Source organism: Dictyobacter kobayashii, from assembly GCF_003967555.1.
Lineage (GTDB): Bacteria > Chloroflexota > Ktedonobacteria > Ktedonobacterales > Ktedonobacteraceae > Dictyobacter > Dictyobacter kobayashii.
On the sequence record NZ_BIFS01000002.1, the window covers coordinates 1132844 to 1158440 of the forward strand.

At 51.4% G+C, this 25597-nt stretch carries 15 protein-coding genes; 7 read left to right on the plus strand and 8 right to left on the minus strand.

Translation table 11 applies throughout. The features are described 5' to 3' along the window. Positions 1–227 precede the first annotated feature (227 nt). Entirely contained in the window at positions 228–2732 is a 2505-nt protein-coding gene (locus tag EL645_RS31650) for a beta-mannosidase (RefSeq protein WP_246035643.1), read from the minus strand. A gap of 190 nt (positions 2733–2922) precedes the next feature. Between EL645_RS31650 and EL645_RS31655 the strand changes: the two genes are divergently transcribed. Beyond that, positions 2923–3960 carry a LacI family DNA-binding transcriptional regulator gene (locus tag EL645_RS31655; RefSeq protein WP_126556462.1) on the plus strand — a complete coding sequence of 346 codons (1038 nt, stop codon included), beginning with the start codon at positions 2923–2925 and terminating at the stop codon, positions 3958–3960. Positions 3961–4204: 244 nt separating this feature from the next. Here EL645_RS31655 and EL645_RS31660 read toward each other — a convergent pair whose 3' ends face one another. Further along, a complete protein-coding gene (locus EL645_RS31660) occupies positions 4205–5320 on the minus strand; it encodes a carboxylate-amine ligase (protein ID WP_126556464.1) in 1116 nt (371 codons plus the stop codon). A 268-nt stretch (positions 5321–5588) separates the two neighbouring features. Between EL645_RS31660 and EL645_RS31665 the strand changes: the two genes are divergently transcribed. Together EL645_RS31665 and EL645_RS31670 are read left to right on the plus strand one after the other, a co-directional pair. After that, the gene (locus EL645_RS31665; protein WP_126556466.1) at positions 5589–7844 is read left to right on the plus strand and encodes an FUSC family protein; all 2256 of its coding nucleotides are present in this window, start codon (positions 5589–5591) and stop codon (positions 7842–7844) included. 329 nt (positions 7845–8173) lie between these two features. Then, complete coding sequence (locus EL645_RS31670; RefSeq protein WP_126556468.1) at positions 8174–9178, plus strand: hypothetical protein; 1005 nt, start codon at positions 8174–8176, stop codon at positions 9176–9178. A 103-nt stretch (positions 9179–9281) separates the two neighbouring features. Here the strand turns inward: EL645_RS31670 and EL645_RS31675 are convergent, their stop codons facing one another. From EL645_RS31675 to EL645_RS31700, 6 genes are read right to left on the minus strand one after another with little or no spacing between them, the layout of a single operon-like run. Then, positions 9282–12878, minus strand: a complete 3597-nt coding sequence (locus tag EL645_RS31675; RefSeq protein ID WP_161977858.1) for a CHAT domain-containing protein — start codon at positions 12876–12878, stop codon at positions 9282–9284. 8 nt (positions 12879–12886) lie between these two features. Beyond that, the gene (locus EL645_RS31680; protein WP_126556472.1) at positions 12887–13717 is read right to left on the minus strand and encodes a hypothetical protein; all 831 of its coding nucleotides are present in this window, start codon (positions 13715–13717) and stop codon (positions 12887–12889) included. 20 nt (positions 13718–13737) lie between these two features. After that, positions 13738–15408 carry an Hsp70 family protein gene (locus tag EL645_RS31685; RefSeq protein ID WP_126556474.1) on the minus strand — a complete coding sequence of 557 codons (1671 nt, stop codon included), beginning with the start codon at positions 15406–15408 and terminating at the stop codon, positions 13738–13740. A 49-nt stretch (positions 15409–15457) separates the two neighbouring features. Next, positions 15458–16537: a hypothetical protein gene (locus EL645_RS31690; RefSeq protein WP_126556476.1), complete on the minus strand. Its 1080-nt coding sequence runs from the start codon at positions 16535–16537 to the stop codon at positions 15458–15460. 51 nt (positions 16538–16588) lie between these two features. Then, complete coding sequence (locus EL645_RS31695) at positions 16589–16897, minus strand: hypothetical protein (RefSeq protein ID WP_126556477.1); 309 nt, start codon at positions 16895–16897, stop codon at positions 16589–16591. Between the two features lie 6 nt (positions 16898–16903). Further along, positions 16904–17761: an alpha/beta fold hydrolase gene (locus EL645_RS31700; RefSeq protein ID WP_126556478.1), complete on the minus strand. Its 858-nt coding sequence runs from the start codon at positions 17759–17761 to the stop codon at positions 16904–16906. 314 nt (positions 17762–18075) lie between these two features. Here EL645_RS31700 and grpE point away from each other — a divergent pair, with 314 nt between their 5' ends. The 4 genes from grpE to EL645_RS31720 all read left to right on the plus strand — a co-directional run bounded on the left by grpE (position 18076) and on the right by EL645_RS31720 (position 25590). Next, a complete protein-coding gene (gene grpE, locus EL645_RS31705; protein WP_126556479.1) occupies positions 18076–18714 on the plus strand; it encodes a nucleotide exchange factor GrpE in 639 nt (212 codons plus the stop codon). Between the two features lie 51 nt (positions 18715–18765). Further along, entirely contained in the window at positions 18766–20433 is a 1668-nt protein-coding gene (locus tag EL645_RS31710; RefSeq protein ID WP_126556480.1) for an Hsp70 family protein, read from the plus strand. Between the two features lie 72 nt (positions 20434–20505). Continuing rightward, complete coding sequence (locus tag EL645_RS31715) at positions 20506–22563, plus strand: Hsp70 family protein (RefSeq protein ID WP_126556481.1); 2058 nt, start codon at positions 20506–20508, stop codon at positions 22561–22563. Between the two features lie 42 nt (positions 22564–22605). After that, entirely contained in the window at positions 22606–25590 is a 2985-nt protein-coding gene (locus tag EL645_RS31720; protein WP_126556482.1) for a double zinc ribbon domain-containing protein, read from the plus strand. Positions 25591–25597 lie beyond the last annotated feature (7 nt).

A 25597-nucleotide genomic window follows, 5' to 3' on the forward strand; every position in this document is an offset into this window, starting at 1 on the left:
AACTCGCCTTCTTCATTCCTACACACCCATGAAACGAGTATACCAGTCAGAAATTAGATTGCCAAGATGGTTTTTGCGCTTATTTAGCTTCAAAGCTGCTAACTATGGCAAAGCAGCCTATAAAACAAATACATTAGCTCAGGGGGCTGATAATGTAAACAATAAGCTCTTCCCACCATGTTGTTGTGGTGTCCCGTGATTATGAGACACCACAACAGCAACCTGCGCTATGAACGCAGCCAATCGACCTGCAAGGTACTGCTAGCGGCCAATCCTGTAGTGGTAACGTGATATGTTTCACCCGGCAACAGGTCAAACATGTTGTCACTCCACGTCACCTGTTCGGCATCGCTGGTCAGCCAGACACCTTTGGCGGGGCGCTGCGCTTGCAGTGAGAGGGTACCGGTAGCGCCTCGTTCAAGAGCAATGTCCGGCTCCGGTAGGGAGAGATATTTGAATGGCTCTGGCCAGAGGGTAGTACGCGCGATAACCTGATCTTCCTGGTACATACGTACGCCCAGAACATACTCCTGCGCCACATCAAAAGCGACCGCTTCCAGCTCAGTTGCCTGGTGGGGAGAGAGCGTATATGCTGCTTGCTGCTCATTGAGTAGCGTACCCTCAAGGCTCCACCACTGGAAGACCAGCCGCACATCCAGCGCGTCGTGCGTATCATTGACAGCCCAGACAGCGGCCTGCTGTTCAGGCTGTACGGCCAGTCCGACAACGATAGGGGCCAGCTCGCGGCGTACGGTATAATAAGCAGGCTTGGGGCGTAGATAATAATCAACCATAGCCCAGCTGGTCACAGGCCAACAATCATTGATCTGCCAGATCAGTGCTCCGCTTACATACTCTTTGCCTGGTCCCTGCCATAAACGGCGCCAGCCACGCAGACCAGCGGCCAGCGCTTCAGACTGCACCAACTGTGTTGCATAGATATAGCTATCCAGGTCCGAGGCATTGCGCACAGTATCGGACAGATAGACGGCAAGGCGTCGCGAGCCATCAGGAGCCTTATTATGATGTTCCAACGTACGGCTAAGTGGATAGCGCTCCTCTGGCTCCGTAAAGGCTTCAATCGTCGAGCGCACAGGGAGTGCCTGCATGCCAAACTCGCTCACAAAACGTCCTTTGAGCAAAGGATAGTCCTGGTACCTTCTCATCGGGCCATGCCAGACATCCCAGACATGCTGATCACCAACCTCGGGATTATTAGCGAAGGAGCCACCATAAGGGCTACCCCGCCAGTAGGGGCGCTGCGGATCGAGTTGCGCGCAAATCTCTGGCAATAGATGCTCGTAGAGCTGGCGACCACTGAAGGTAATGGAGGTCAGCTCACCTTCAAACTCGGCATCATAATGTCCCATCGGCCACGAATGCATATAATCTTCATTATTGCCACACCAGAGCGCAATACTTGGATGGGTATGCAGGCGACGAACAGCGGCCTCAACCTCGGCCCGCACACTATCCTGAAACCATTGCAGAGCGGGATACATACCGCAGGCGAACATAAAATCTTGCCAGACCAGGATGCCAAGTTCATCACAGGTTTCGTAGAAGACATCCTCTTCATAGATGCCACCACCCCAGACACGCAACATGGCAATATTGGCATCAGCCGCCATCTGCACCCACTGCCGATAGCGCTCAGAAGAGATACGCGGCGTAAACGAGTCGGCGGGAATCCAGTTCGCGCCTCCGCAAAAGACCGGGATGTTATTGATCTCAAAATAGAAAGAGCTACCTGCTTGATCCGCGAAAGGCTGTTGGATCAGCTCCAGGCGGCGCAACCCGAGGCGCGCTTGATACTGATCCAGAGAAGACCCCTGTGAATCTTGTAGTGTGATAAGCACGCGATAGAGTGGTTGCGCGCCATGCCCGCGTGGCCACCACAACTGCGGCTGGTCAAGCTGCACCTGAGCCTGGAAGCGATACGATCCATTATCCAGTGCTGACAGTTCAGTCAATGTGAGCTCGCTAACGCAAACCTGCTGTGGATCATAGACTTGCAACAGGCAACTGACACCATCTTGTTCGGCGGCCAGCTCGATAGCGGCTGAAATAGTGATATTGGCACTGGCCAGATCAGCAGCCACCTCAGGCTGACACAATACATCAGCCAGGCGGCCCTCATAAGCGAGCAGAGAGATCGCACGCCATGGTCCTACCGTCAGCAGGACCGGACCCCAATCCCAGCCATAGTGATACTGCGCCTTACGCACATAGACACGGCTACTATCTCCCTCGCCCCAGATGATGCGTTTACCATATTCGGCCTCCAACGCATGCCCACAGCGGACAGCCGACTCGAAAACGATCCATAGCTCATTTTGTCCGGGACGCACACTATCAGTAACATTGACATAGAGCGGAACGAACATATTCTCGCTGTGCGCAATCTCCACCCCATTGAGCCAGACCGTCGCGTAGGTATCCAGACCCTCAAATTGTAGGGCCAGTTGCTCTGCCGCCTGATAATCGTCGGGCAACACAAAGGTACAGCGATAGAGCCAATCCCGCTCACCAACCCACTGCACTTCCTTCTCATGTAGACCATCAAAAGGATCGGGAATGCGGCCAGCAGCCAGTAACGCCTGCTGAACAGTTCCTGGTACCGTCGCCGGCAACCATCCTTGCTCTGATACAACATCTTGTTCAACAGGGAGCGAACCATCACGTTCTTTCAAAAACCAGTTATTTGTTAAAGGTAGATCAAGTCTTTTCAAAATGAACCATCACTTTTCAAGCTGTCTGGCAGCATACTACGCGTGTTGTTATTATTAAAAACAAGTATACGTAAATATCAGTAAAAGTCAATGAATTTTCATGGAAAATCATGGAAAATTTCTTTGAAAAAGTGTATATTTACAAGAAACAAAGTTGTGAATTTCTAAACGGGGATAAAGAAAGCAAGCTATGCAGCGTTCAATTACGGTCAAAGACATCGCCCAGAAAGCGGGGGTCTCTATCGCCACTGTCTCGCGGGTCTTAAACAACCATGCAAACATCAATGATGGGATTCGCCAGCGCGTTCTCAAAGTGGCTGAAGAACTGGGATATGAGAAATACGAAAAGCCCGAGCGTGCACGCGGAAAAAACTTGAAAGAGATCGCCTTCGTGCTGACCCATGGCGATGTCGTTACACCTGACATTTTCTGGATGCCAATCTTACAAGGAGCTGAAACAGAGGCAAATAAGGCCCGGATACGTCTTACCTATCAGGGAGTTGACGCCAATATCAAGCCTGCGCTGCTGATAAGTAAAATTCAAGAGCTACGTACGGATGGTCTTTTGCTGGTAGGCCCTTTTACGCCTGAAACGGTGCGGGCGGCGCAGGAGATCGGCCTGCCATGCGTCTTGATCGATAATTACATCCGTTCGCGTGTGAAACCAATTGATGCGGTACTGGCAGACAATGCGGGAGGAGTGAAGGATGCGATGGAATATCTGATCAGCATAGGGCATCGCAACATTGCCTTTGTGGGCGGCCATACGACGGCATCCAAATATATTTACACATTTCGCCAGCGCCAGGCCGGCTATCTCCAGGCGCTCCAGGAGGCCAATCTGCCTATAATAGATGAGTTACTATTAGATATTGATGTTACATCACTTGAAGAAATTGATGAGGCATGTCAACGCCTGCTGGACTCACACAGACCATTCAGCGCCATGGTCTGCGCCAACGATCCAACGGCAAGCTATATGATGAGAGCGCTACATAAGCGTAATGTGCGTATCCCTGAAGATGTATCAATTATAGGCTTTGATGATGTCGCCATCGCCAGGCACCTGACCCCCGCACTTACCAGCGTTCATGTGCCCACCGACGCCATGGGCGCACTGGCCGTAAAAAGGCTGATTGAGCGCCATAGCGAACCGGACGGCCTGGCCATCACCCACCTGGTCGATGTTCACCTCGTGCACCGTAACTCAGTCATCGCGCATATATGAGTCATTCCAAACTTTTGAAAAAGTTCCTAAAACAAGGGGTGCAGGGTCCTCCCTGCCGGGGTGCGGCGTGTTCCCCGCCTCTTCTTCTCTCTCGCACCGCCTGCGGCGGCGAGTAAAAAAAGAAAAAGAGGTTTTGCGGGGACACCCCGCACCCCGGCAGGAGAGCTAGCCGCCCTCCTGCACCTCCCGCATTGAGAGTGAGAAACCTTTTTTCAAAAATTAGGGATGACTCATATAGTGACAATTACACGATTCCGCGGGCGGTTTCGCTGATAATATAATCGACCACCGCCTGCATGTCGCCTGTGGTCTGGTAGACGGCTCGCTGTCTACTGGCACCGTTGCCTTGCTGCAAAACCTGCTGCACCTGGGCAGAGACCTCATCCCAGTCTCCTTCAGCCTCCAGCGCTGGCCGCACAAACGTAAGTAAGCGCTCCACCAGTTCATGAGCAGGTATGACCTGTCTATCATTCACATCTACCAGTTCGTTCTCCAGACCATAGCGGGCGGCGCGCCAGTGAGCAGCACGCAACAGTTCCTGATGCACAGCCGGGATCGGCGTATCCTGTAAAGCCTGTTCATAACAGGTACGCACCAGGGCCCGGGCCAGGCCCGCGATCATCACCGCCTCATCGATCGTCAAGCAGATATCCGCAACCCGAAACTCAATGGTCGGATAGCGCTCCGAGAGGCGCAAATCCCAATAAATTTTGGTGGCATCTTCTATACCTTTGACCGCTACCAGCGATTGTACTAATTCCCGGTATTCCTCCAAAGAGGCAAAGGTTGGTGGTGGACCAGACAGGGGCCAGCGCATCCAGATCTCAGTACGGAAACTGGAATAACCGGTATCTTCTCCCAGCCAGAAAGGTGAATTTGCCGAGAGGGCCAATAGAGGAGCCAGCCAGACGCGCACCCGGTTGAAGACTGCATGTGAAAGGGCAGGATCTGACAGCCCGACATGCACATGGCAGCCTTGAATACCCTGTTCACGAGCTAATTGTCGAAATTCACGCAAGAGCGATTGATAGCGTTCCTTGGGATGTACCTGTTGATTATTCCAATGCGAGAAGGGATGGGTGGCCGCGGCAGCGATATGCTTGCCAAGGGCGGCAGTTGCATCAATAAGCGAACGTCTTTGTTGAATTAAAGATTGACGTACCTCGGCCAATGTCTGACAGACAGGAGAGACGCTTTCAATCTGCGAGAGCTGTAGCTCAGGCTGAATCTGCTCCCCCAGTGTGCGTTGCGCGCGTGGCAAGATGCGGGCAGCCGCCGAATCCAGCTCCCGTGTTTGTGCATCAACGATCAAATATTCCTCTTCAATACCCAGTGTAAAACCACTGGCATCCGTTGGCATCCTGGTTGACTCCTCTAAGAAATAAGAAAATCACCTGTTTTTATGCTGAACAGTTATGATTGATGATGATCTTCTACAATATAAAAATGCTGCTGAATATGATATAAAGCCTATTTAATACACGAACAAGATCATCCGATAGATGAGTTTTGAAGCAGGGAGATTCGTGGTATCTGTATCTCCAGGGATTTGATAACCGTGAGTATAGAGAATATACCGCCAGGTATAATGTCTAAACAATAAGAGAAATCAACAGCTTAAAATTGTGATGGCACAGACAACACATACAGAAAACACCGAACAAAGCGCTCGCAAGGGCAGACGAACGCCAGGCTATAAAAAGAGTTCCTGGATAGGAGCTCTATACCATGCCTGGAAAATGGCGTTTCGCTTTGATCGCTCGCAATTAGTCGTAGTGCGCGCATTCATCAGCGCCTTTGGCTTCATCCTGCCGCTTGCGCTGGGCGTAGCGAGCGGACACATCATAGAAGGTGTCTCCATTGCCGGTGGCGCATCCAGCCTGGGAACAGTCAGCTTGAATGCCACTCATAGTATACGGATACGCACCATGTTATTGGCCAGCCTGGGAGTGGCAGTCTCGGCCTGCGTAGGCGCATTAACCGGTCCTTATCCCTGGCTATCAGTCCTACTCATAGGTTTATGGAGCTTTGTAGCAGGGCTACTGGTAGTTATCAGTCAACGAGCCATGATCATTGGTCTGCAATCAACCGTTGCTTTGATTATTCTGACCCACTTCACCCTCAGTCCTACGCAAGCCCTGCTTGAAGCATTACTCATGCTGATTGGAGCGCTCTTCCAGACGTTGCTCTCGCTGATACCTTTATGGCAACGTGTCGGATCTGAGCGCACGTTGCTCAGCAATAGCTATCAAGCTCTGGCCGACTATGCGGCAGATTCAAGTGATATTAGCAATATCCGCCAGGTCAACATTGAATTGAGACAAACCGAGGAAACCCTGAACGATAGCAAATCGAGTCGCCGCAAAGCCAAAAAATTTACGCAATTATTGCAGCAAGCCAACAAAATTCGCCTGAACCTGACCATCCTTACCGACACATTGCAATTGATTATGGAACAGGATAGCGAGCAATATGCTGAAAAAGTACAAAATATCCAGCGGGAAATAGAAGGTATTTTGCATGCCATTGCTCGCTCAATTAAATCCAGTCAAAAAGCTATCGATCTCGCTCCATACTACGCAACTCTAGATAACAGGGTACATGAACTGGTAGAAGAGGATACATCAAATTATAAGCTACAGCAGATTGCGCTTTATTATAAAGCCTTGCGTTCATATTTACGTGCGGCCGAAAAGACAGCCAACTCGCTCAACCAGAGCCCCCCATCCCTCGCAATGAGTATTCGGCTGCCACGGCGGCCCGAGCTGCATATCAAAAATCCATTTGCAACCTTCAGGGCCAACATATCGCTAGATTCAACCGCCTTCCGCCATGCTATCCGCCTGGCTGTTGTCATGATCATCGCAGCAATCATCTATCGCTTCTCGCCGCTCGTGCGCAGCTATTGGGTCCCGATCTCCGCCTTATTTGTGCTACGACCAGACTTCACTGCCACCTTCACGCGTGGTTTTGCCCGTATGATCGGCACGACATTAGGCGCCCTAACAATCGCCTTGCTTCTCTATCTCATACCACCAGCCAACATGACACTGGTCATAATAGAAGCTATCGTGACATTTTTTGCCTATGCGCTGCTCACCGTCAATTACGGCCTCTTCTCCTATTTTGTGACCATACAGATTATTATACTGCTCTCATTTGTAGATCAGCACACATCTCAGCTCGAATTATTCCGCACGATTGACACCATTATTGGTGGAAGTCTGGCGCTCCTGACCTATATACTCTGGCCGACCTGGGAGCATCTAAAGGTGCCAGAAAATATGGCCAGGCGTTTAGAGACTTTGCAGAAATACTATCTAGAGGTAATGAACACCTACCTCTCACCGGGGACATATGACGCTGAGCGTATCAGCCAGGTACGGCGTGATTCACGGCTGGCCAAGACAAATGCGGAGGCCTCGATAGAACGAGCCTTAAACGAACCGGAACGCCATCCATTTGATAAAAATACTATGCAGTGTCTCTTAACTAACGCTGACCATATAGCGGAAAGCGTAATCTCACTTGAAGCTTTTTTGTTAGAAAATCCGGAACACCCTCCCCTGCCAATGCTGGCACAACTCACCCATAGCATTGCGGCAGCCTTAAACACCTTCGCCCGTGCGATACGCGATGAACGGCCAGCCAGGCCTATGCAGGATATCACCCAGATCTTACATGAGCTAGAAGAAAAGCGTAAAGCGTTACGCCATAATGATCCAGCACCCTTCACTCCTCTGAGCTTTGTGCTCTATGAATCCAAACGCATCATCTCCAACCTGAATACGATGAACCAACTGCTCAGCACCAAATTCGAAGGGGACAAAGGACGAACTGATGCCCATGAAGCGGTAACCACAAATCAAAAGACAAGCACATAGGCAAGCGACATCAGATAGCGAGAGTTAGTTTATACAGCAATTAAGCATTCTATTCGATATCTATTGACAAAAATATGGTTTATTGCTACTATTCGCAATAGCACACTTTTTACCTTGACCTCGATTCTATGCGCACTTCACCAGAAACAGAACAGTATAAAATAACTATTGTTTATCAAAAAAATATCTATTTTATTACATATACCTATACAAGAACCAGCAAGAAGATTTTATGCTGGCACAAGATGACATACCAGATATAACAAGCCATCCCCCGCCATACACAAAACTAAGTATTTTTAGCTAGCAGTGAAGAGGAGAGAAACCGCATGTCATGGTGGTATCGACTAGTAGAGCCAAAAAGTAGTATTACTCTCAGGCAAAATGATCCCTTACATCGTACAAGAGTAGCCAGCATCCTGCTCCTTATTTCTTTCATCACCTGCCTGGCATTTATACCAGCCGGCCTGAACAGTACCAATTATCACGTATTGCCACCAGTGCTAGGATTACTGCTGGTCACAATTATAGCTATATTTCTCAACCGGCAGGGAAAAGTTGAATTGCTGGGGATTCTAATTGTGATCGCGGTAAACGCCGCCCTGGCATCGATTTTGCTCACGTATCCCGGTTTCGCACTAACCCAGAATGCCATGCCTATCTATGATCTCTTTGTGCTCTCAGTCATTATCGCAGTCTCCTTCCTTCCTGTAAGGAGTGTAGTTTATACGACCACCTTCAACTGCCTGTTTATTTGTCTTGACCTGTTTTTGCAACCCCACACACCCGACCTACAACAAGTCCTGATCGAAACTAACTACACCATTCTCCTACGCCCACTGGCCATCCAGATCATCGTGGCCTTTATCACCTATATATGGGTGCGCAATGCCAACCGGGCGCTCGAACGAGCCAACCAGGCCGAGCTTATCGCGCAACTTGAGCGCGACATGGCGCAACAGAAAAGAGATCTGGATGTAGGCATTCAACAACTCTTGCAGACCCTGGTTGAAGCCGCCAATGGCAATCTGAATGTGCGCGCACCTTATTCACAGGAAAATGTTCTCTGGCAGGTAGGTAGTGCAGTCAACATGCTCATTTCACGCCTGCAGCGCACCACCATGAATGAACAGGAACTCAACAGGATCAAAGGAGAGCTACGGCGTTTAATCCAGACTGTACGCGAAAGCAAACGCAACCATAACAACTTCTACCTCATGCCTGGTGGCACCGACCTGGACCCCTTGATCAGCGAGTTACTCGGCAGTAACCTCTCCCAGCCGACGCCACCATCCTCACCCTTTCCTTTCAATCGCCGTGAACTCAATAATTGATGTTCTCTAAAATAACCATAGAATCACGTCGCCTTAATGATATGTGTAATAAGAAGCATATCATTAAGGCGACGTGATTCTATGAGAGATAAAGTCCGCAAGCTTAGCGACCGGTGACGACGAAGGCGGCCCAGAAACGGGGGTCGGCATATGGCAGGGCGTTTGGATTAGTACGGGCACGTTCGGCGGCATGGTGACGAATGGTGTTGAGAACTTTTTGCTGGTTTTCGCTCATGCGTTGGATGGAGAAGGCTAAAAGCGACGGCTTATAATTGGCCAGCACCTGATAGCTAGCCTCCTCACGTAGCCAGCGCTGTGCTTGCGCCAGGGCCTGCGCGGGCGTAAGCTGCAAGGAACGATTGAGGAAGAGGTCAGCAAAACGGTTCATGAGCAGATAGGTGGCGCGGTCATTGACCTGCCAGAGCGAGGCCACCACCCCGGCCACGCCCGCCTGCAAAAAGCCACTGGCCAGTCCAAGTCCTTCGTCAGGCACGCGCTCAATATCGATGACCGACGTTTCACAGGCAGAGAGCACCAGCAGGCGCAGGCCATGCAGGTTGACCCGACCATCCAGGGTCTCACGTAAAGTGAGGGTGCGCTCAGTCTCTGGCGTAGCTTCAGCGCCGGCAAAGATTAACTGCGAGGCCTGTGGATCATAGGGCAGATATTCGCCATGCAGGGCCAGGTGAGCATACCAGGCCCGCTGCAAGCCTTCAATCACCTGCTGCTTCAGCGCCTGCTCGCCCAATATCTCCTGTACAGCCGGGACTGCGTGACCATGTTTGCGTGCCAGGGCGGCAGCTACTTCCGCCTCCGCTTCCGCATAATGCAGGCTTTTATAGCCAGCAGGCAAAGGCTGGGGATTGCCAACCGCCAGGATATCTTCTTTGGTCGTGTGCAAATGGTTATAAGAAATCCGTGCGGCCTGGGCGCTTGGTACCAGCGTCACCTCGAAAAGTTCGCCAAAGTGGGCCCAGCGCTTATCAGGCAAGGTTACCCGAACAGCAGGCAAAGGGAGCAGCCCTAGCCGTCCATATGGAATAAGGCGCACACGGCGTAGATGGGGCTGGGATAACAAAAATTGGCTTAATGAGGTCAATCCCGCCGCACCCAGTGTTTGAATGATGGTATCGATTTTTAGCACCGTATCAGCGGACGGATTCGGATCAAACACACCTGAGATGGTTTCCAGTGAGAGGTGGGGCAGGTCCAGATGTTGGACAGAAAGATCGCCGTCTGGTTGGTGGGAGACCATCAATGCCATTCCACCATGGTCAGCCATGAAGACGCCACTGACCAGGTATACCAGCGCCTCGTCCTTCGTAGCCAGGGCGCTGGCAATATCTTGCAGGGTGGGAACAGGCTGCATAAACGAGGGATCATCATGCCGCTGAATAAGCTGAGCCGCGCTCATCAGCTCCTGCCAGTTCTCCTCTAGCTGCCGGGCCGCCAGGTCCAGTTCTTCCTGGGATAAAGTTCCCTGCTGCGTTTCAAGATTGAGGGCTTGCTGACGTGTATGCCATCTTTCACGCAGGGCAAGAAAAGTCTGGCGCCGCTTTTGAGCTGCCGCATCTTCAGTGGCACGCGTAGTAGTAATGGTATCCAGCGCCAGCGCCAGCCGTAGTTGCTGGGCCCGCCCCTCTTCCAGGGCCACCACCGCCTCAGCATAGCGGCGCAACTTGACTAATACCTGGGCGGCATAGACATAAATATCATGCGCCGACACCTCGGCCAGTTCCTCAAATTGATCACTACCCGAAGGAGCATTCAAGAGCGTGGTGCGTAAGACATCGCGCACAATCAACAAGGCTTCATGGGCCTGCTCCCATTGTTCCAGGTATGAGAAGATACGGGCACGCAAGGCATACAGGTTACGATATTCGCGTGGATAGGTCAGGCGAGTAAATACCGTCAGGGCCGCCGACGCATCACGCAAAGCGGGCTGCGCCGCCGACAGTTGTCCAGATTGTAAGCGCGAGAAATAGAAAAGCGCGCGATTATTGAGGGTCACAGCCCAATCGAAGCGCAGGTGTTGCCGCTCATAAACAGCCAGCACAGCATCCAGATCCGCCAGCGCATCCTTGCGACCATCCATAAAGTTGCTCCCTATTTTGTAGAGCGTATTAGTGGTGGCCCGCTCACGGCAGGCATAGCCCCACTCGCGCGGATGAGCGGTAGGCGATAAAACGGTCAGGGCAGCATCAAAATCTTGCATTGCCAGGCGCATGTACTTCAAATAATGTGGCAAGAGCTGCGCTATATCCTGGATGATATTTCCCTCTCCCAATGGTTGGAAGGCTCGCGTCAAGATCTCTAATGGGCTGATCGTGTAAGAGTAGCGCTGATCCACCGCTGGCATAGCTGATTGGCGATAGGCAACACCCCGACCCACCAGTACCAGCGCCCAGGTAACGGTATGCTCTTTGGGGCTCAGGACAGTCAGTGCCTGACCATAATGCTCGATCGCCTGCTCATAATTTTCACCACGCCGGCCAATCAAGCGGATCAGGTATAGATTGCCCAGATTGGCATGTAGAAAAGCCCAGCGCGTCGGCGCAATCTCAGGCGAAAAATCGTCAACCACCCGCAACATATCCTGCAAAGCGCGCTCTTTATTACGCAGCACGCTCCCCTCGGCATAATCGCTATAAGCCAGCGCGCGCAAAAAGATAGTGTGCGCCCATTGCAAGCGATTGTGCTCCGGCGTAAAAGCGCGCAGCGCCTCATCAAAATGAGCAATAGCCTGCCGCAAGGCCTGCACCCGCTCACCGCCCTGCACATAATAATAGGCCGATCCCAATGCCACATGCACAGTAGCCCAATGCTCAGTCAGCGGCTCACACTGCACATCCTGCTGCAAGACCATATTCAGATCAGCCAGCGCCAGGTCCAGCGAATAGTTCTGATTATGGGCGGCCAGCATCGTATAAGCCATACCACGCGCCAGCAAGGCATCATAATACATATAGGATGAAATCTGTGCTTCCTGGCAGAAAGCAATCACTTGAGAAGTATCCTCCACAACCCGAGAATTATATTTTGCGTGCTCGCCAGTAAGTTGTCCTAATTCAGCACACAGCAAGCAGCGCATATTCAGGGTCATAGCCCAGCGTTCAGGGTTGCGCTCATAGGTAAAAAAGTGGAGCGCCTGATTCACATCCTCAAGAGATTGCAAGAGCAGTGGGACCGGCTTATCGGTTCTGCGATGCACCCTGACTTGCGCGCGACCAACGAGCGCATAATTCCATTCCTCGATATTGATCACAGGATCAAGCAAAGTAAAAGCCTGCTCAAAACTGGCCAGCAGCTCCTCACGCTTGAAATTATCTTCCAGATAGCCCAGTGTATAAAAACTGCGCAGCATCTGCGCCTGTACCCACTGCACCGGGGCTTCCTCAACCGAAAAGCTCGGCTCGGCTGGCATTGCAGCCGGTTCCTGGTCTACACGCGAGAGCGACAACATCTCAAGCATATTCTGCAGTGAGGCCCAGAACTGCGGCTGCTTGACGCGATCGATATGTGGTAATAGAGCATCTACCCTGGCTTGAAGCGCCGCTTTCCCTTCAGCATCTAGCGACCAATTCCCTGTTCCGGTCGCGGATAAATCCCCCCGGCGCATCACCTCAAGAATGAGGTCGCGATACAAGTTCAATGTCTCATTGTCCACAGCTTGCCCGGTCTGACCGGGCTGATTATTCAATATCTCCTTCAACATGGGATCATCGGGATGTAAGCCAGGCATGCCTGGAAAGAGAGTAATACGACCATCGGGGAAAGTTGTGCCTCGTCGATCACCGGTAACTTCTGGTCCTCGGGCGGCCAGATGCCTCCGCGAGCATCCAACAAAAGCTGCAAGAGATAGGCATTGTAGGCATTGGCGTGTGTGGTCCCGCTACCAAAGTGTTCGATCAACCGATAAAGCGCCCCCACAGCAACTGGAGATAAGAGTACCGCCTGCTGTTCTTGTAAGACCCGGCGCACAGTACCATTAGTATGGGCCAGCAAGAGATCCCTTAACGCCTGGCCAGCCACCTCCTGAGACTGCGAGAAATGCTGCCAGGCCTGCTCAAAACCATGAGCCAGGCTATCCAGAACCAATTCTTGATACATATCCACATGCTCGGCAACCTCTGGATGCCCATTCTCGTGCAGCGACGCACTAATGGCAGCCAGCACCGGCGGACAGGTGGGAATCAGCAGCGAAGATTGATTTTCTTCGATCAATGTGCGCGCCTCTTCCCAGGACTTTACAACCAGTAAAGCATCAAAAATGCGGCATAATTCCTGCACATAAGCTTCAGCAGCCTGCTCCTCCGCACTCAGAACAGGCGTTTCCTCAGGCATATCTAGCTGTGGTTCTGACTGAGCCGCTTCTGGTTGGGTAGGAGAAGGAGAAACAGGTTCTGCTGCCGTAGCCGGCGGGCCGGCGGCATCTGTTGCCCCATTCACATCCACAGGCTGATCACAGAAAGGACAGCGTTCACGCTCAGGCGAACGCACAAACTTATGTCCACAGTGGCTACACAACATAATCGCCATATGCGCCTGACGCTCACCTTCTATGAGATTGATACACCACTCGAACGCTGTCTGGCAGCTTGATACTGTTCGGAAGACATAACACGATCCGTCTGAATATCAACCATCACCTGGCGATTACTCTTGGGCTCACGAGCGGTAGTGGACAGGCGACCATCACGCTCCAGGGTAAAGGAAACCTCAATCGGAGATTGCACAGGTAAACGAGGTGGCAAATGCAGGTTCACTTTACCAACTTCCTGTCCCTGTGCTAGCTCAAAGACACGATGTTCAAATTGCGTATTCTCCACGATCTTCATCTCTACCACTTCCTGATTAGGGATAGTAGTATAAAAGGTCTTCGACTCGGTCATCGGGAGGGTATCATTAATCATAATAATATTTGAGATGACATCCTCATGGGTCTCAGCGTCACGCACGATAACCCCGAAGCTATGACTGGTCACATTGGAGACCGTCATTTCATTGAACTTCTTCACCGTCTCAAAAGGCATACCATCATTTTTAGCCACCTCGGCCTGTGCTGTGCGTAACTCCTCAGGGATAACCGAAGAGCGGGGCTGTTGTGGGCCCGGCTTCTGTCCTCCCATCTGATCTAGCTTCCAGGCGATCTTTTCATCCAGGAAAAGTTTGTAGCCATAGATAGCCGCCCCCTTGGCGACCGCTGTATCGGGCTCAAAAATCCTGAGCGGGATGTTAAACTCGCTGGTCAAACGCTCTGCGACCTGGGGCATACGGGTTGAGCCACCGACCAGGATGATTTGATCATAGTGCTCACAGTCACGCATACGCGCGTTATACATCGTCTCCTGCGTGAACTTGATCGTTTTCTCCAGCAAATGGGACGTCAGGGAGGCAAATTTCTCGCGAGACAGCGGTACAGAGACACGCTTCCCTTCATGGGTAACCGTCACAGTGGTATTCAAACGTGAGCTCAAGGTAATCTTAGCAACCTCAGCTTTACTCCAGAGATCCTGCAACGACTCGGGTGAATCGGTAGGATCAGAGTCAGAGCCGCTCAAAGCCTGCCACTGCTCAGCCAGATACACCAGTAGCGCTTCATCCCAGTTACGCCCACCCAGATTATCGTCCCCGCCAGTGGCTACCACAGCGATCTCACCCGCCTTGACGGTAATCACCGTGGTATCGAAAGTCCCGCCTCCCAGATCATAGACCAGGATGGTTTGATCTTTCTCATTCTGCAAACCATAGGTAATGGCGGCAGCGGTCGGCTCGTTAATGATTTCACGCACCACCAGGCCCGCCAGTTCACCGGCTCGCACCGTCGCATCGCGCTGCAAAATACCGAAGTAGGCCGGGCAGGTAATGACCACATCCTTAACCGGCACATGCAGATAGCTTTCGGCGTCCAGCACCAGTTTGCGCAGAATGTAGGAAGAGATCTCCTCCGCCGTATACTCGATTTTTTTATATAGGAAGCGCCAATCTGGGTGGCCCATATGACGCTTCACTTCTCTAACCACCTGGTTAGGAAAGAGAACGGCGCTATTCTTGGCCTCCATACCGACAATACGCTGTTCACCCTCAAAGCGCACCACCGAAGGTAAGGTGGTGCCCCCATCCTCCAGCGACACAATCACAGGTTTGCCATATTGATCCATATAAGAAATACAGGAATAGGTAGTGCCCAGATCAATTCCAAATATGGTAGGGATATATTCAGCGGTCACGTAACTACCTCCAGCAAAGATTTTCAAGTCGAGCAATAAAAGACAGGGATTACTTCAAAGTGTAGAGCAAGACAACTACAAGTAGAGAAAGCGCGAAGAAGAGCCAGCCAAGCACCTGCAATAGCGGTTTGCCAAAGCGGGCATAGCAGGCATGAAAGATCGATGCCAGGGCCAGGCCAGCCAGCGCGCTGATCTGTAACCAGCGTAGTTGAGAGAGAGAGAAGAGAGAGAGGAGCACGCCGATGCCGGCCAGCGCGAAATTCAACCAGAGCTGGCCATCGGTCGAGCGCTGTCCATCTTCCACCAACGTCTCCAACTGAACCACAGTTTCAAAAATATCATTGGTCGCATTCCACTGCATCACCCGCTCATAGAACGGTTCATAGCGCGAAGAAGCAATCTGCGCTCCCCGCTGACCGGTCCACTCGATATCTTGTGGCTGGAGCAGACTGCTTAAATTGTAGACCTGCTGCACCGACAGACGAGCAGCAATAGCTTCCCGTGGCGAGATAACCAGCCACCCACGCTGGCCAGTTTCACGATCAAAATGGGTAAAGCGGCCTGGTGACCAGCCCTGCTCTAAGGCGCTCTCATTCAATCGCAGATGCTGCTGCAAGATATCCAGCGCCTCCTCAATCGCGCCATCCTTACTCTCAGCCAGCGCCTTCTTGCGATACTGTTTCTGCCGACGCATACTCTTCACCACATCCGCCGGCACCGTCACCTGGATCTCCTCCAGTTGCAAGATAGCATAAGCAACTTCTTTCTGCGCCTGGCGCACCGCCGCCAGGTAAGCATGCAAGCTATCGCATCCCTCAAGCAGAGCAGCCAGGGTAAACCAGCCATCATCTGGCTGTGTAGCAGGGTTCCACTGGCATTGGGTGACCATCCATAAATTGACAGGAGTATGGTGGCTCCAGATCGCAGCATGCTCGGGCAAGGCAGCCGCTGCCCCAGCGGTACGTTTCCAAAGGATATAAAGAGAGAGGCCACGCCCCTTGACCCAGGACTGCGCTAACGGAGTCAACGGTATATCCGGTGTAACCATCACACCAGTATGATGGGTTACAGCCTGCCGCCCACCATCTACTTGAGGCTTGCTATGAGGATGCTTCTTTTTCCTGGCCATCTACCTTGCCTTTATGCGTATATTCTTGAAAATGAATGGATCTTTCTTTCACTACGCTAGCTTATTGCCACAATGCTGGCAGGTGAGTAGAGCGTTTCGGATTAGCCGGGGCAGAATAGTAAACTGCTGGCAATGACTACATTGCACGAGGTTAGTGCCACAGGACAGGCAACGCTGACCTTGTACGCCGTTTAATACCCTGATGGGTCGATAGCCTCGCGTACGATGGCAACGTGGACAACGCAATACATTGCCGCTCGTTATACCACGAGGCGCATTATCATCCTCATCATCATTGAACTGCGAACGATTGATAATCACCCCATCGCGCAAAGTATCCAGCTCATCATCCTCAAACATAGCATTTTATTCCTTTCCAGAATAGGCATTTTGTGTATAAAAAGCGCATAACACACGCTTGAATTTTTCCGGCTCTTCAATCCAGGGAAAGTGTCCGCTCTCTTCAAACCAAACTTCCTGAGCCTGGGGAAAACGGCGCCGCAACGAACGCTCTGAGGCAACAAAAAGATCATGCTGTCCACGCAAGCGCATAATAGGCACATGCCCATCCAATGATAAACGCTGCAGCAAGCTATTACTGGAATACATAATAGAGCGTAAGGTAGCATTGAAACTGCCACCATCAAACTGGCGCAGAATGGCCAGATCCTCACGAGCAACCTGTTCGGGATAGGCAAAATACATAGGAGCCAGTAGACTCATAAGATTAGAAGAGCCAAGCATGGCCGCAAAAATAGTATGGCTAAAGAGGCCAACCAGCGGATTGCGCAGGAATATCGCACGACTGGCCGCCCGCTCCTCCTGCATAAAGGCTGCACCCAGGCCAGCCGCGGAGCTACAAAGTACCAGGCTAGCAATCCGCTGCGGGTGGTATGCGGCATAGATCTGTGCCAGCAAGCCACCCCATGAATGGCCAAAAATATGCAGGCGCTCCACATCTATATGAGTCCTGAGCGCTTCCAGATCATTAACATAGTCTACAATGCCATACGGCCCACGCCGCGTTGAAGCCCCGCCACCACGCTGATCATAACCAATAGCCAGCTGAGGGGGTGAAAGCATCTCAGCCACCGGACCCAGATAATCATAGCCACCGGGTCCACCGTGCAAAAGAATAATTGGCTCGCTCTTACCCGGATAAATGTGTAAAGCAATATTTATCTTTTTATTGATCGCAAGCTGCTCAGCAACTAAATCACTCATAATACTTCATACATAACTATCAATACCATCTACCATCCAGAGGGATAACCGCCCCGAAGATTGCAGCTCTACCTACCCAGGCGGTACCGAGCAGATTAAATACTAGAGCCATAGAAACCTTTCAAATGTAGGTATTTCCTTCAATCATATCAACAGGTTTATACATAAATTTACTTGACAGCGTACTATGCTCAGAATATACTACAAAAGCATTGGCAATTCAATAATCCAAATTAATCCATCTTTGCCAGCAAAAACTCTAATAGTTTAATAAAATCAAATTCTTTTCTTACCAGGAAGAATGAGGTTCGTGCATGACGGAAGAACAACAGGCAACTTTTACAGATACGGCCACTCAATCGCCAATACAGACCGCGCTTCCTCCCACTGAACAAGAAATAGCTATACCTGCAGCAGAAGATAAAAATGTAGAGCTGATCGAGCAAACATTTCAGGGCATGCAACAGCTTTTGAAGACCATGCAGGGCTTAAAGCAGGACTTTGAGACGAAAGTCAAATATGATGAGAGCAAGGAGCGTATGATTGATACGCTGCACAGCGAGCTACAAAGTTATCGCGAAGGCCTGCATTTCAAGATTTTGCGCCCCCTTTTTATCGACCTTATTTCACTCTATGATGATATCAATCACATCACGGATAACATGCAAAAGGAGTTCCCTGGCCTGGATGCCACAATTATCGCCAATATCGAATCTTTCGCCGAAAGCGTTGAAGAGATGTTGAGCAATAATGGGGTGGAAACCTTCCAGGTGGCAGAAGAGACCTTCGTATCCAATAAACAGCGCACACTCCGAGCCATTCCAACAACCGACGCATCTTTAGACAAGCATATCGCCCGCCGCCTGCGCAAAGGTTTTCTCTATGAGAACCGCGTTCTGCGCCCAGAAATGGTGGAGACCTATCGCTATGTCGCAGAACAACCACAAGCATAATCCACCACAGGCAATTCTATTGCATAACTATTCTCATGAGGAGATAATCCAGTGAGCGATCAGACAGTACCTACAATATTTGGCATAGACCTTGGCACGACATACTCTTGCATCGCCTATGTAGATGAATTCAGCAAGCCAGTCGTCATCCCTAACCTGGAGGGTGACTCAACCACCCCCTCTGTCGTGCAATTTGAAGGCGATAACCGCATTGTTGGTAAAGAGGCCAAGAATAGCGCAGTCATGAATCCAACCGAAGCATGCGAGATGGTTAAGCGCCACATGGGCGAGAGCGACTGGCGCTTCCACTATAATGGAACTGACTATACAGCCGAGGAGATCTCTTCGTATATCTTGCGCAAGCTGGCTGATGACGCCGAGCAGGCCATCAACATCCCGGTCAAAGATGTAGTCATCACCTGCCCCGCTTACTTTGGTATTGCCGAGCGCGATGCCACCAAGAAGGCCGGTGAGATCGCCGGTTTCAATGTGCGCGAAATCATCAATGAGCCGACCGCCGCCGCCGTCATGTATGGCTTGCAAAATGAGCAGGACCAGGTAGTGCTGGTCTATGATCTGGGTGGGGGCACCTTCGATATTACCGTGATCGAGATCCAGGGGGGCGCGATCACCGTAGTAGCGACCGGTGGTGACCACACCCTGGGTGGACGCAACTGGGATGAGGCCGTGGTCCGCTATGTCGCCGACCAGTGGATGAAAGAAGCAGGCTCAAACGATGATCCCGTCGATACCGAAGAGACCCTGCAAGATCTCTGGATTCGTGCCGAAAGCGCCAAGCATGCGCTCACAGCCCGCAAGGAGACCACCGTCGTCGTCTCCCATAACGGGAAACGCATTGGCATCCCATTGACACGCGAAAAATTTGATGAACTTACCAATCATCTGCTCGAACAGACCATCAACTACACAAACTCCACCATCGAGGCCGCCAAAGCCCGTAACTATAGTAAGTTTGATCAGATCCTGCTGGTGGGTGGCTCTACGAAGATGCCACAGGTCAATGAGCGCCTCAAACAAGAGTACAATATCCCCCTCAAGGTATTTGATCCAGACCAGGCGGTAGCCAAAGGCGCGGCCGTTTATGGTCGTAAGCTGGCGATCGATGAGAAGATCATTCACAAGATCGCCGAGCTCACAGGCAAAACCGAAGAGAAGGTCGACCTGGATAGCGTCTCACAGACCGTCAGAGAGCAAGCGCAGCAAGAGGTAGCCGAGGACAGCGGACTCAAGCTACACGCGGTCAAAAAATACAATGATATGTCTGTCACCAATGTGGCCAGCCATAGCTTTGGTATTATCGCCTTCGACCCCGGCACGCAGCAAGATATTATTTCCAACCTGGTACTGGTAAACGATCCATTGCCATTTACTAAAGTTGGAAAATTCTATACGCAGGAAGCTGAGCAGGAGACCGTTGAGCTAAAGGTAATGGAGAACAGCGTCACCGAAAAAACGATCAGGGATGTGACTCTGGGACAGGAAATCGGCAATGCGGTCCTTCATCTTCCCCCTCACCTGCCTGATAACGCTCTGATCGAGGTCACCTTTGATCTCAATCGCGAGGGACGGCTACATATCGTTGGTCGTGAGCCCCGCAGTGAGCAGTCAATCGAAATCGAGATTCAAACGGCCCGTGGTATCTCGGAAGAAGAGAAAGAAGTAGCCCGCCAACGCTCGAATAAACTGGTAATCTCTTAATCGCCAGCGACCAGTTATCCAGCGGAAGCCATAACCGAGATTGATGTAGTTTCAGCAGGGTGGAGTTAGCGCATGAGTACAGTTGTTGGGATCGACCTGGGCACTACCTACTCGGTAATTGCCTATGTGAATGCCCAGGGAAAACCTGAGATTATACCCGGTACGGATGGCAAAGCGATCATGCCATCCGTAGTCCAATTTACACCTGAAGGTCCAATTGTAGGCGCGCTGGCCAAAGAGGCCCAGGCCAATGGAAATCCTGATACCATCGCATTCTTTAAGCGCAGCATGGGAGATCCAGAATTTCTACTTTCATTCTATGGCCGCGATTACACACCAGTGGATCTCTCCGCGCTGATCCTACGCGCGCTCAAAGAACGCGCAGAAGCGTTTTTAGGCACGCCAATCACCGAGGCCGTCATTACCGTTCCAGCCTATTTCACCCATCCTCAGCGCATAGCAACCATCCAGGCGGGCAAAGCGGCCGGGCTGGATGTCTTAAAAATCATCAGCGAGCCCACGGCGGCGGCCCTGGCCTACGGCATACGTCCCAGCGCCCAGCTACAACGCATGCTGGTCTACGATCTGGGTGGAGGCACCTTCGATATCTCACTGGTCGAAATCACCGCCACCGATCTCACCGTCATCGCTACCGATGGAGACAACAAGTTGGGCGGTAAAGATTGGGATGACAGCCTGATTCAATATCTCTCCACACGTTTCGAGCAAGAGACCGGCCTTGAGATGAGCGATGAGGAGCTCAACGATCTGAGTGTACAGGCCGAGCAGCTGAAACATTCTCTTTCGAGCCGCCAGAGCGCCCCTATCCGTATCCAGGCCGCCGGGCAAATGAAAACATATACCATCAATCGCACCACCTTTGAAGAGCTCACCCATGACTTGATGGCCAGAACCCAGATGTTGACCGAACAAGTATTGAAGAAAGCCAATCTATCCTGGGCAGGGATCAACGGTGTCCTACCCGTAGGAGGCTCGACACGCATGCCGATCGTGCGCACCTTCATCGAGCGCATGTCTGGCAAACCCGCCATGGGTGGCATCAATCCGGATGAGGCCGTCGCCCTGGGGGCCGCGATTCAGGCGATTATGGAGATAGAACAGCGTAACCAGGATGAGCCCAGGTTGCAGTTGGCAGGGCGCAAGAAGACCGTGGACGTCATCGCCCATAGCCTGGGCCTGATCGCCGAGAGTGACGACCGGACGCGCTACCTCAATAGCATCATTATCCAGAAGAATAAACCCATCCCGATAGAGAATGCGCGTCCCTACCAGATCGCGGTGCGACCCAAAGGGGATACGCGGCTAGAAGTCTTCCTAACTCAAGGAGAAACCGATAAACCGCTGGAATGTACTTATCTGGGCTGTTACGTTTTTAGCGATTTTCCAGCCATCGCCGGGAAAATCGCGAAACTAGAGATTAGTTATGCCTATGACAAGAACGGCGTGGTCAACATTTCAGCCCGTGAAACCAGTACCGGCCAGCCGCTCAAGCTCACAATCGAGCCCTTGCCATCCGATGTACCGGATCGCTTTGCACTACCACCAACCCAACAAACAACGCAGCAGCAACGACAGCTCACGGTCTACCTGGCCTTCGACCTCTCAGGCAGTATGTCGGGACAACCCCTGGAAGAGGCCAAGCGTGCCGCCCGCGAGTTTATGAGACATTGCGACCTGCAATCAACCTCAATTGGCTTGATCTCTTTTTCAGATCGCACCCATATCAATCTGCATGCCACAAACAATCAAAAAAAGATCGAACAGGCCATTGATGGGCTGGTAATTGGCCTTACGGGCTTTGGGAATGCAGCGCATCCATTTGATGATATCCATTCGCTGCTAAAAAAACGGTCAGGAGCCCCCTATGCTGTGGTGCTGACAGATGGAAGATGGTCCTATCAGGACCGGGCCATCCAAGCAGCCCAAATTTGTCATCGCGCAGAAATCGAGATCATTGCCATCGGTTTCGGCGGTGCTGATCGCCAATTCCTGGCGCAGATTGCCTCTTCGTCAGAACAAAGTCTCTTTACAGATTTAGGGAAACTAACCGAGACATTCAGCACCATCGCCCAGGAAATCACAGGATCAAGGGGTAGCAAACGCGCCTAGCTACGCATCAATTAACCTTTAATAGAAGCGGACAAAGAAGATATGAGCACGACTAATACTACAACTAACTTCTACCTGCTACTCCAGTTAGATCCAGATACGCGTTGGAATGAGGCCGATTTTGATAATAAGGTGTACGCCAAACGCATTGAGTGGAGCCGTAAAAGTAACGGAGTAGGGCGTGCGGCACTGGAAGCCAAGAAAAATCTTGAGCAGCTGAAGGGTGCGGATGCGTTTAAAAAAAATCCGGAGGAACGAGAGAAACAGGCGAAGGAGGCCAGGACTGAACGCGCCTCGGCCAAAAATGCTGAGCTGACCAGTCTGAAGGAGAGCCTGGAATTTACCTTTGCACGTGGCTATATTGTTCAAGCGGAATTAGATGCGCTGGTCAAAGATGCCAAAACGCTGACCGAAAAAGATATCCGCGCCCTGTTAACCGTACCGGTGGTGCCTAAAGCCCCCGACCCGAGCGCCAATACGGGCTCAAAAGTTCAACCCCTTGAGGAATCACAGCTCAAAAAAATCAACGAACAACTACATATCCTGGGTATGGATACCCTCTACCAGGTACTGGGACTGGACCAGACCGTTTCAAATGATAAATTACGACAGGCGGCAGAACAGTTATATAACGATATGGTCAAGCGCAGTCCCACGGTGGATATAGATGCTAAAAAGGACCTGGCGGGCCAGGCACAAGCCATCTTTAGTTCGTCTGCTAAGCGAGAAAGTTATGATGAAAGTATCCGCCTGCGCTCACTGGAACAGATTTTAAAGCAGCTCTCGGATTCGATGACGCGTAGCGCTGACAAAACCATGACGGTAGGGCAGACTGAGGTTTTTCTGAAGAAGACCCGTGAGGCTGGCTGGGCCGACGAGATAGCTATCGAACGGCTGCGTGAAATGGCCCAACGGCGCAACTGGTTTGTGCAGGTTCCGTCCATAAATGCTCAGGCCAAGAAATTGGTACGCTGTGGACATTGTAATGCGATAAATGAGCCAACCAACAAGTTCTGCGAGCGCTGTCATAAGGAACTGCTCACTACCTGCCCAAACTGCAATGCGGCCGTGCGCGCAGACGCCACTGGTTGTGATAGCTGTGGTTTCGCGACCGGCAATCGCTTCTATGTAGATGAGTTGTTGGAGAAGTTTCCTTTTGAAAATGATTATGTAGAAGCCAAGCACCTGCTCGACGAGGTCGCCTCGCTCTGGAATCCGAGCAAACCAGATGCACGGGTGCAAAAGTTAAAGACATATCAAAGCGAGCTACAAAATCGTGTCAAAGAACAACAGGCATTGCAACAACAGCTCAGCCAGTTGATCGACCAGAAGCTCTTATTTAAAGCTCAGGAGTTCCTCACCGCCAATCGCGCCAACGTTCCTAATCGTCAGCATTACCAGCAACTCATTAGTGATACAATCGCGCAGGCCCGTAACATCCTCAACAAGGCGCAAGGGGTTCAGGATCGCGAGGAGAGGGCCGGGCTATATCGCACCGCCTTGCAGCTTTGTAGCGATTATCGCGAGGCGCGTGAATTGCTCAAGGCAATGCCGCCAATGCCAGCGCTTCAACTCCAGGCCAGCGTTAGTGGTACGCTGGTTAGCCTGAACTGGCAGCCATCGTCCACGCAAGGCGTAAGCTATAAAATAGTGCGCAAAGCTCATTCACAACCCGTTACCCCCACCGATGGCAAGCTACTCGCCACCCTCACCGCCACTAGCTATGATGATACGCAGAGCGAAGTGGGGGCGCCACTCTACTATGCGATCTTCACTGAGTATGAGGATGTGATCGCCCCACAGCCAACCCTGCTCAACAAGCCGATCTTCCTGCTACAGGATGTGCACAACGAAATTATTGAAGTCCATAACAACCAGGTTCTCCTCAAATGGACCCCTCCCCCGAATGTGCATAAAGTAATCATTGTGCGTAAAGAGAGTATCGCGCCCCGCTCTATTGATGATGGAATACGCCTGACCAGTACCGAGCAGGCACGTTTTGTCGATCACGACGTGCTGAATGAGCATACCTACTACTATGGCATCTACAGCCAATTCAACAATCAAGGCAAGATACTAACCTCGCCGGGTAAAATTGTGAAAGCCCGACCAGAGTCGCCACCCACGGTCATCAGTAAGCTTGAAATCAGCAATGAGAAGCTAGCGCAAGGTTATCGGGTGCAATTATCGTGGCCACAAAGTGCTAAAGGCAAAGTAGTGATCCTGAAATCAGAGAAAAGCACTAGACTCTCACCTGGAGAGAGCATTCCAGTCGATCAGCTCCAAAACTATGGACAGACCCTGGAAGGGCTGGCCCACTCCCTGGTCGAGACCTGGTTAAAACAAGGGATATGCTACTACACACCGGTTGTTACCTTTGGGGGCATGGCCTATATAGGCAATGAAGTACCCTACGCCTGCATTGATGAGGTAACCAACCTGCGCAGCGAGAATATGGGCAATAAGATCCGTCTGCAATGGAACTGGCCTGCCAGCTGCCAGGAAGTGGCAATTACTTATAATCACGATGGCTGGCAATATCCAGCGGCCAAAACACATTACATCACTAAAGCCGAGTACGAAAACGTTGGCTATTTTGAATTGCGCGAAGATCGGCCTCAGGAATGCTATATCCGTGTCGCAACCTTGATCCGCCAGGGACAAAATCGTATTCAAGCGCCTGGGATAAAGCTGCAGGCCAGGCTGGCACCAAAAATCACGCTCACATATGAGATCCGTAAAGCTCGCTTCGGCAAGAAACGCATGCTCTATATCCGCGCCCAGACTCCCGGCCTGCTGCCCGCCATGGTACTGATATGCCGGCGCGAGCGCCTCCCCTTACAAAAGAACGAAGGTGAACGGCTCTGGCATCAGGGTCCAACCCACATTGAGAGGGAGCTCAGTATGCCACTGCCCGAACAGAATTATCAGCCACGTACCTTCGGTAAATTATACCTGGAGGATAGCAGCTCCTATAATTTTGTCACCATTCAACATCCCAGTGACACCAAATTGAGGCTCGATTAAACAACAT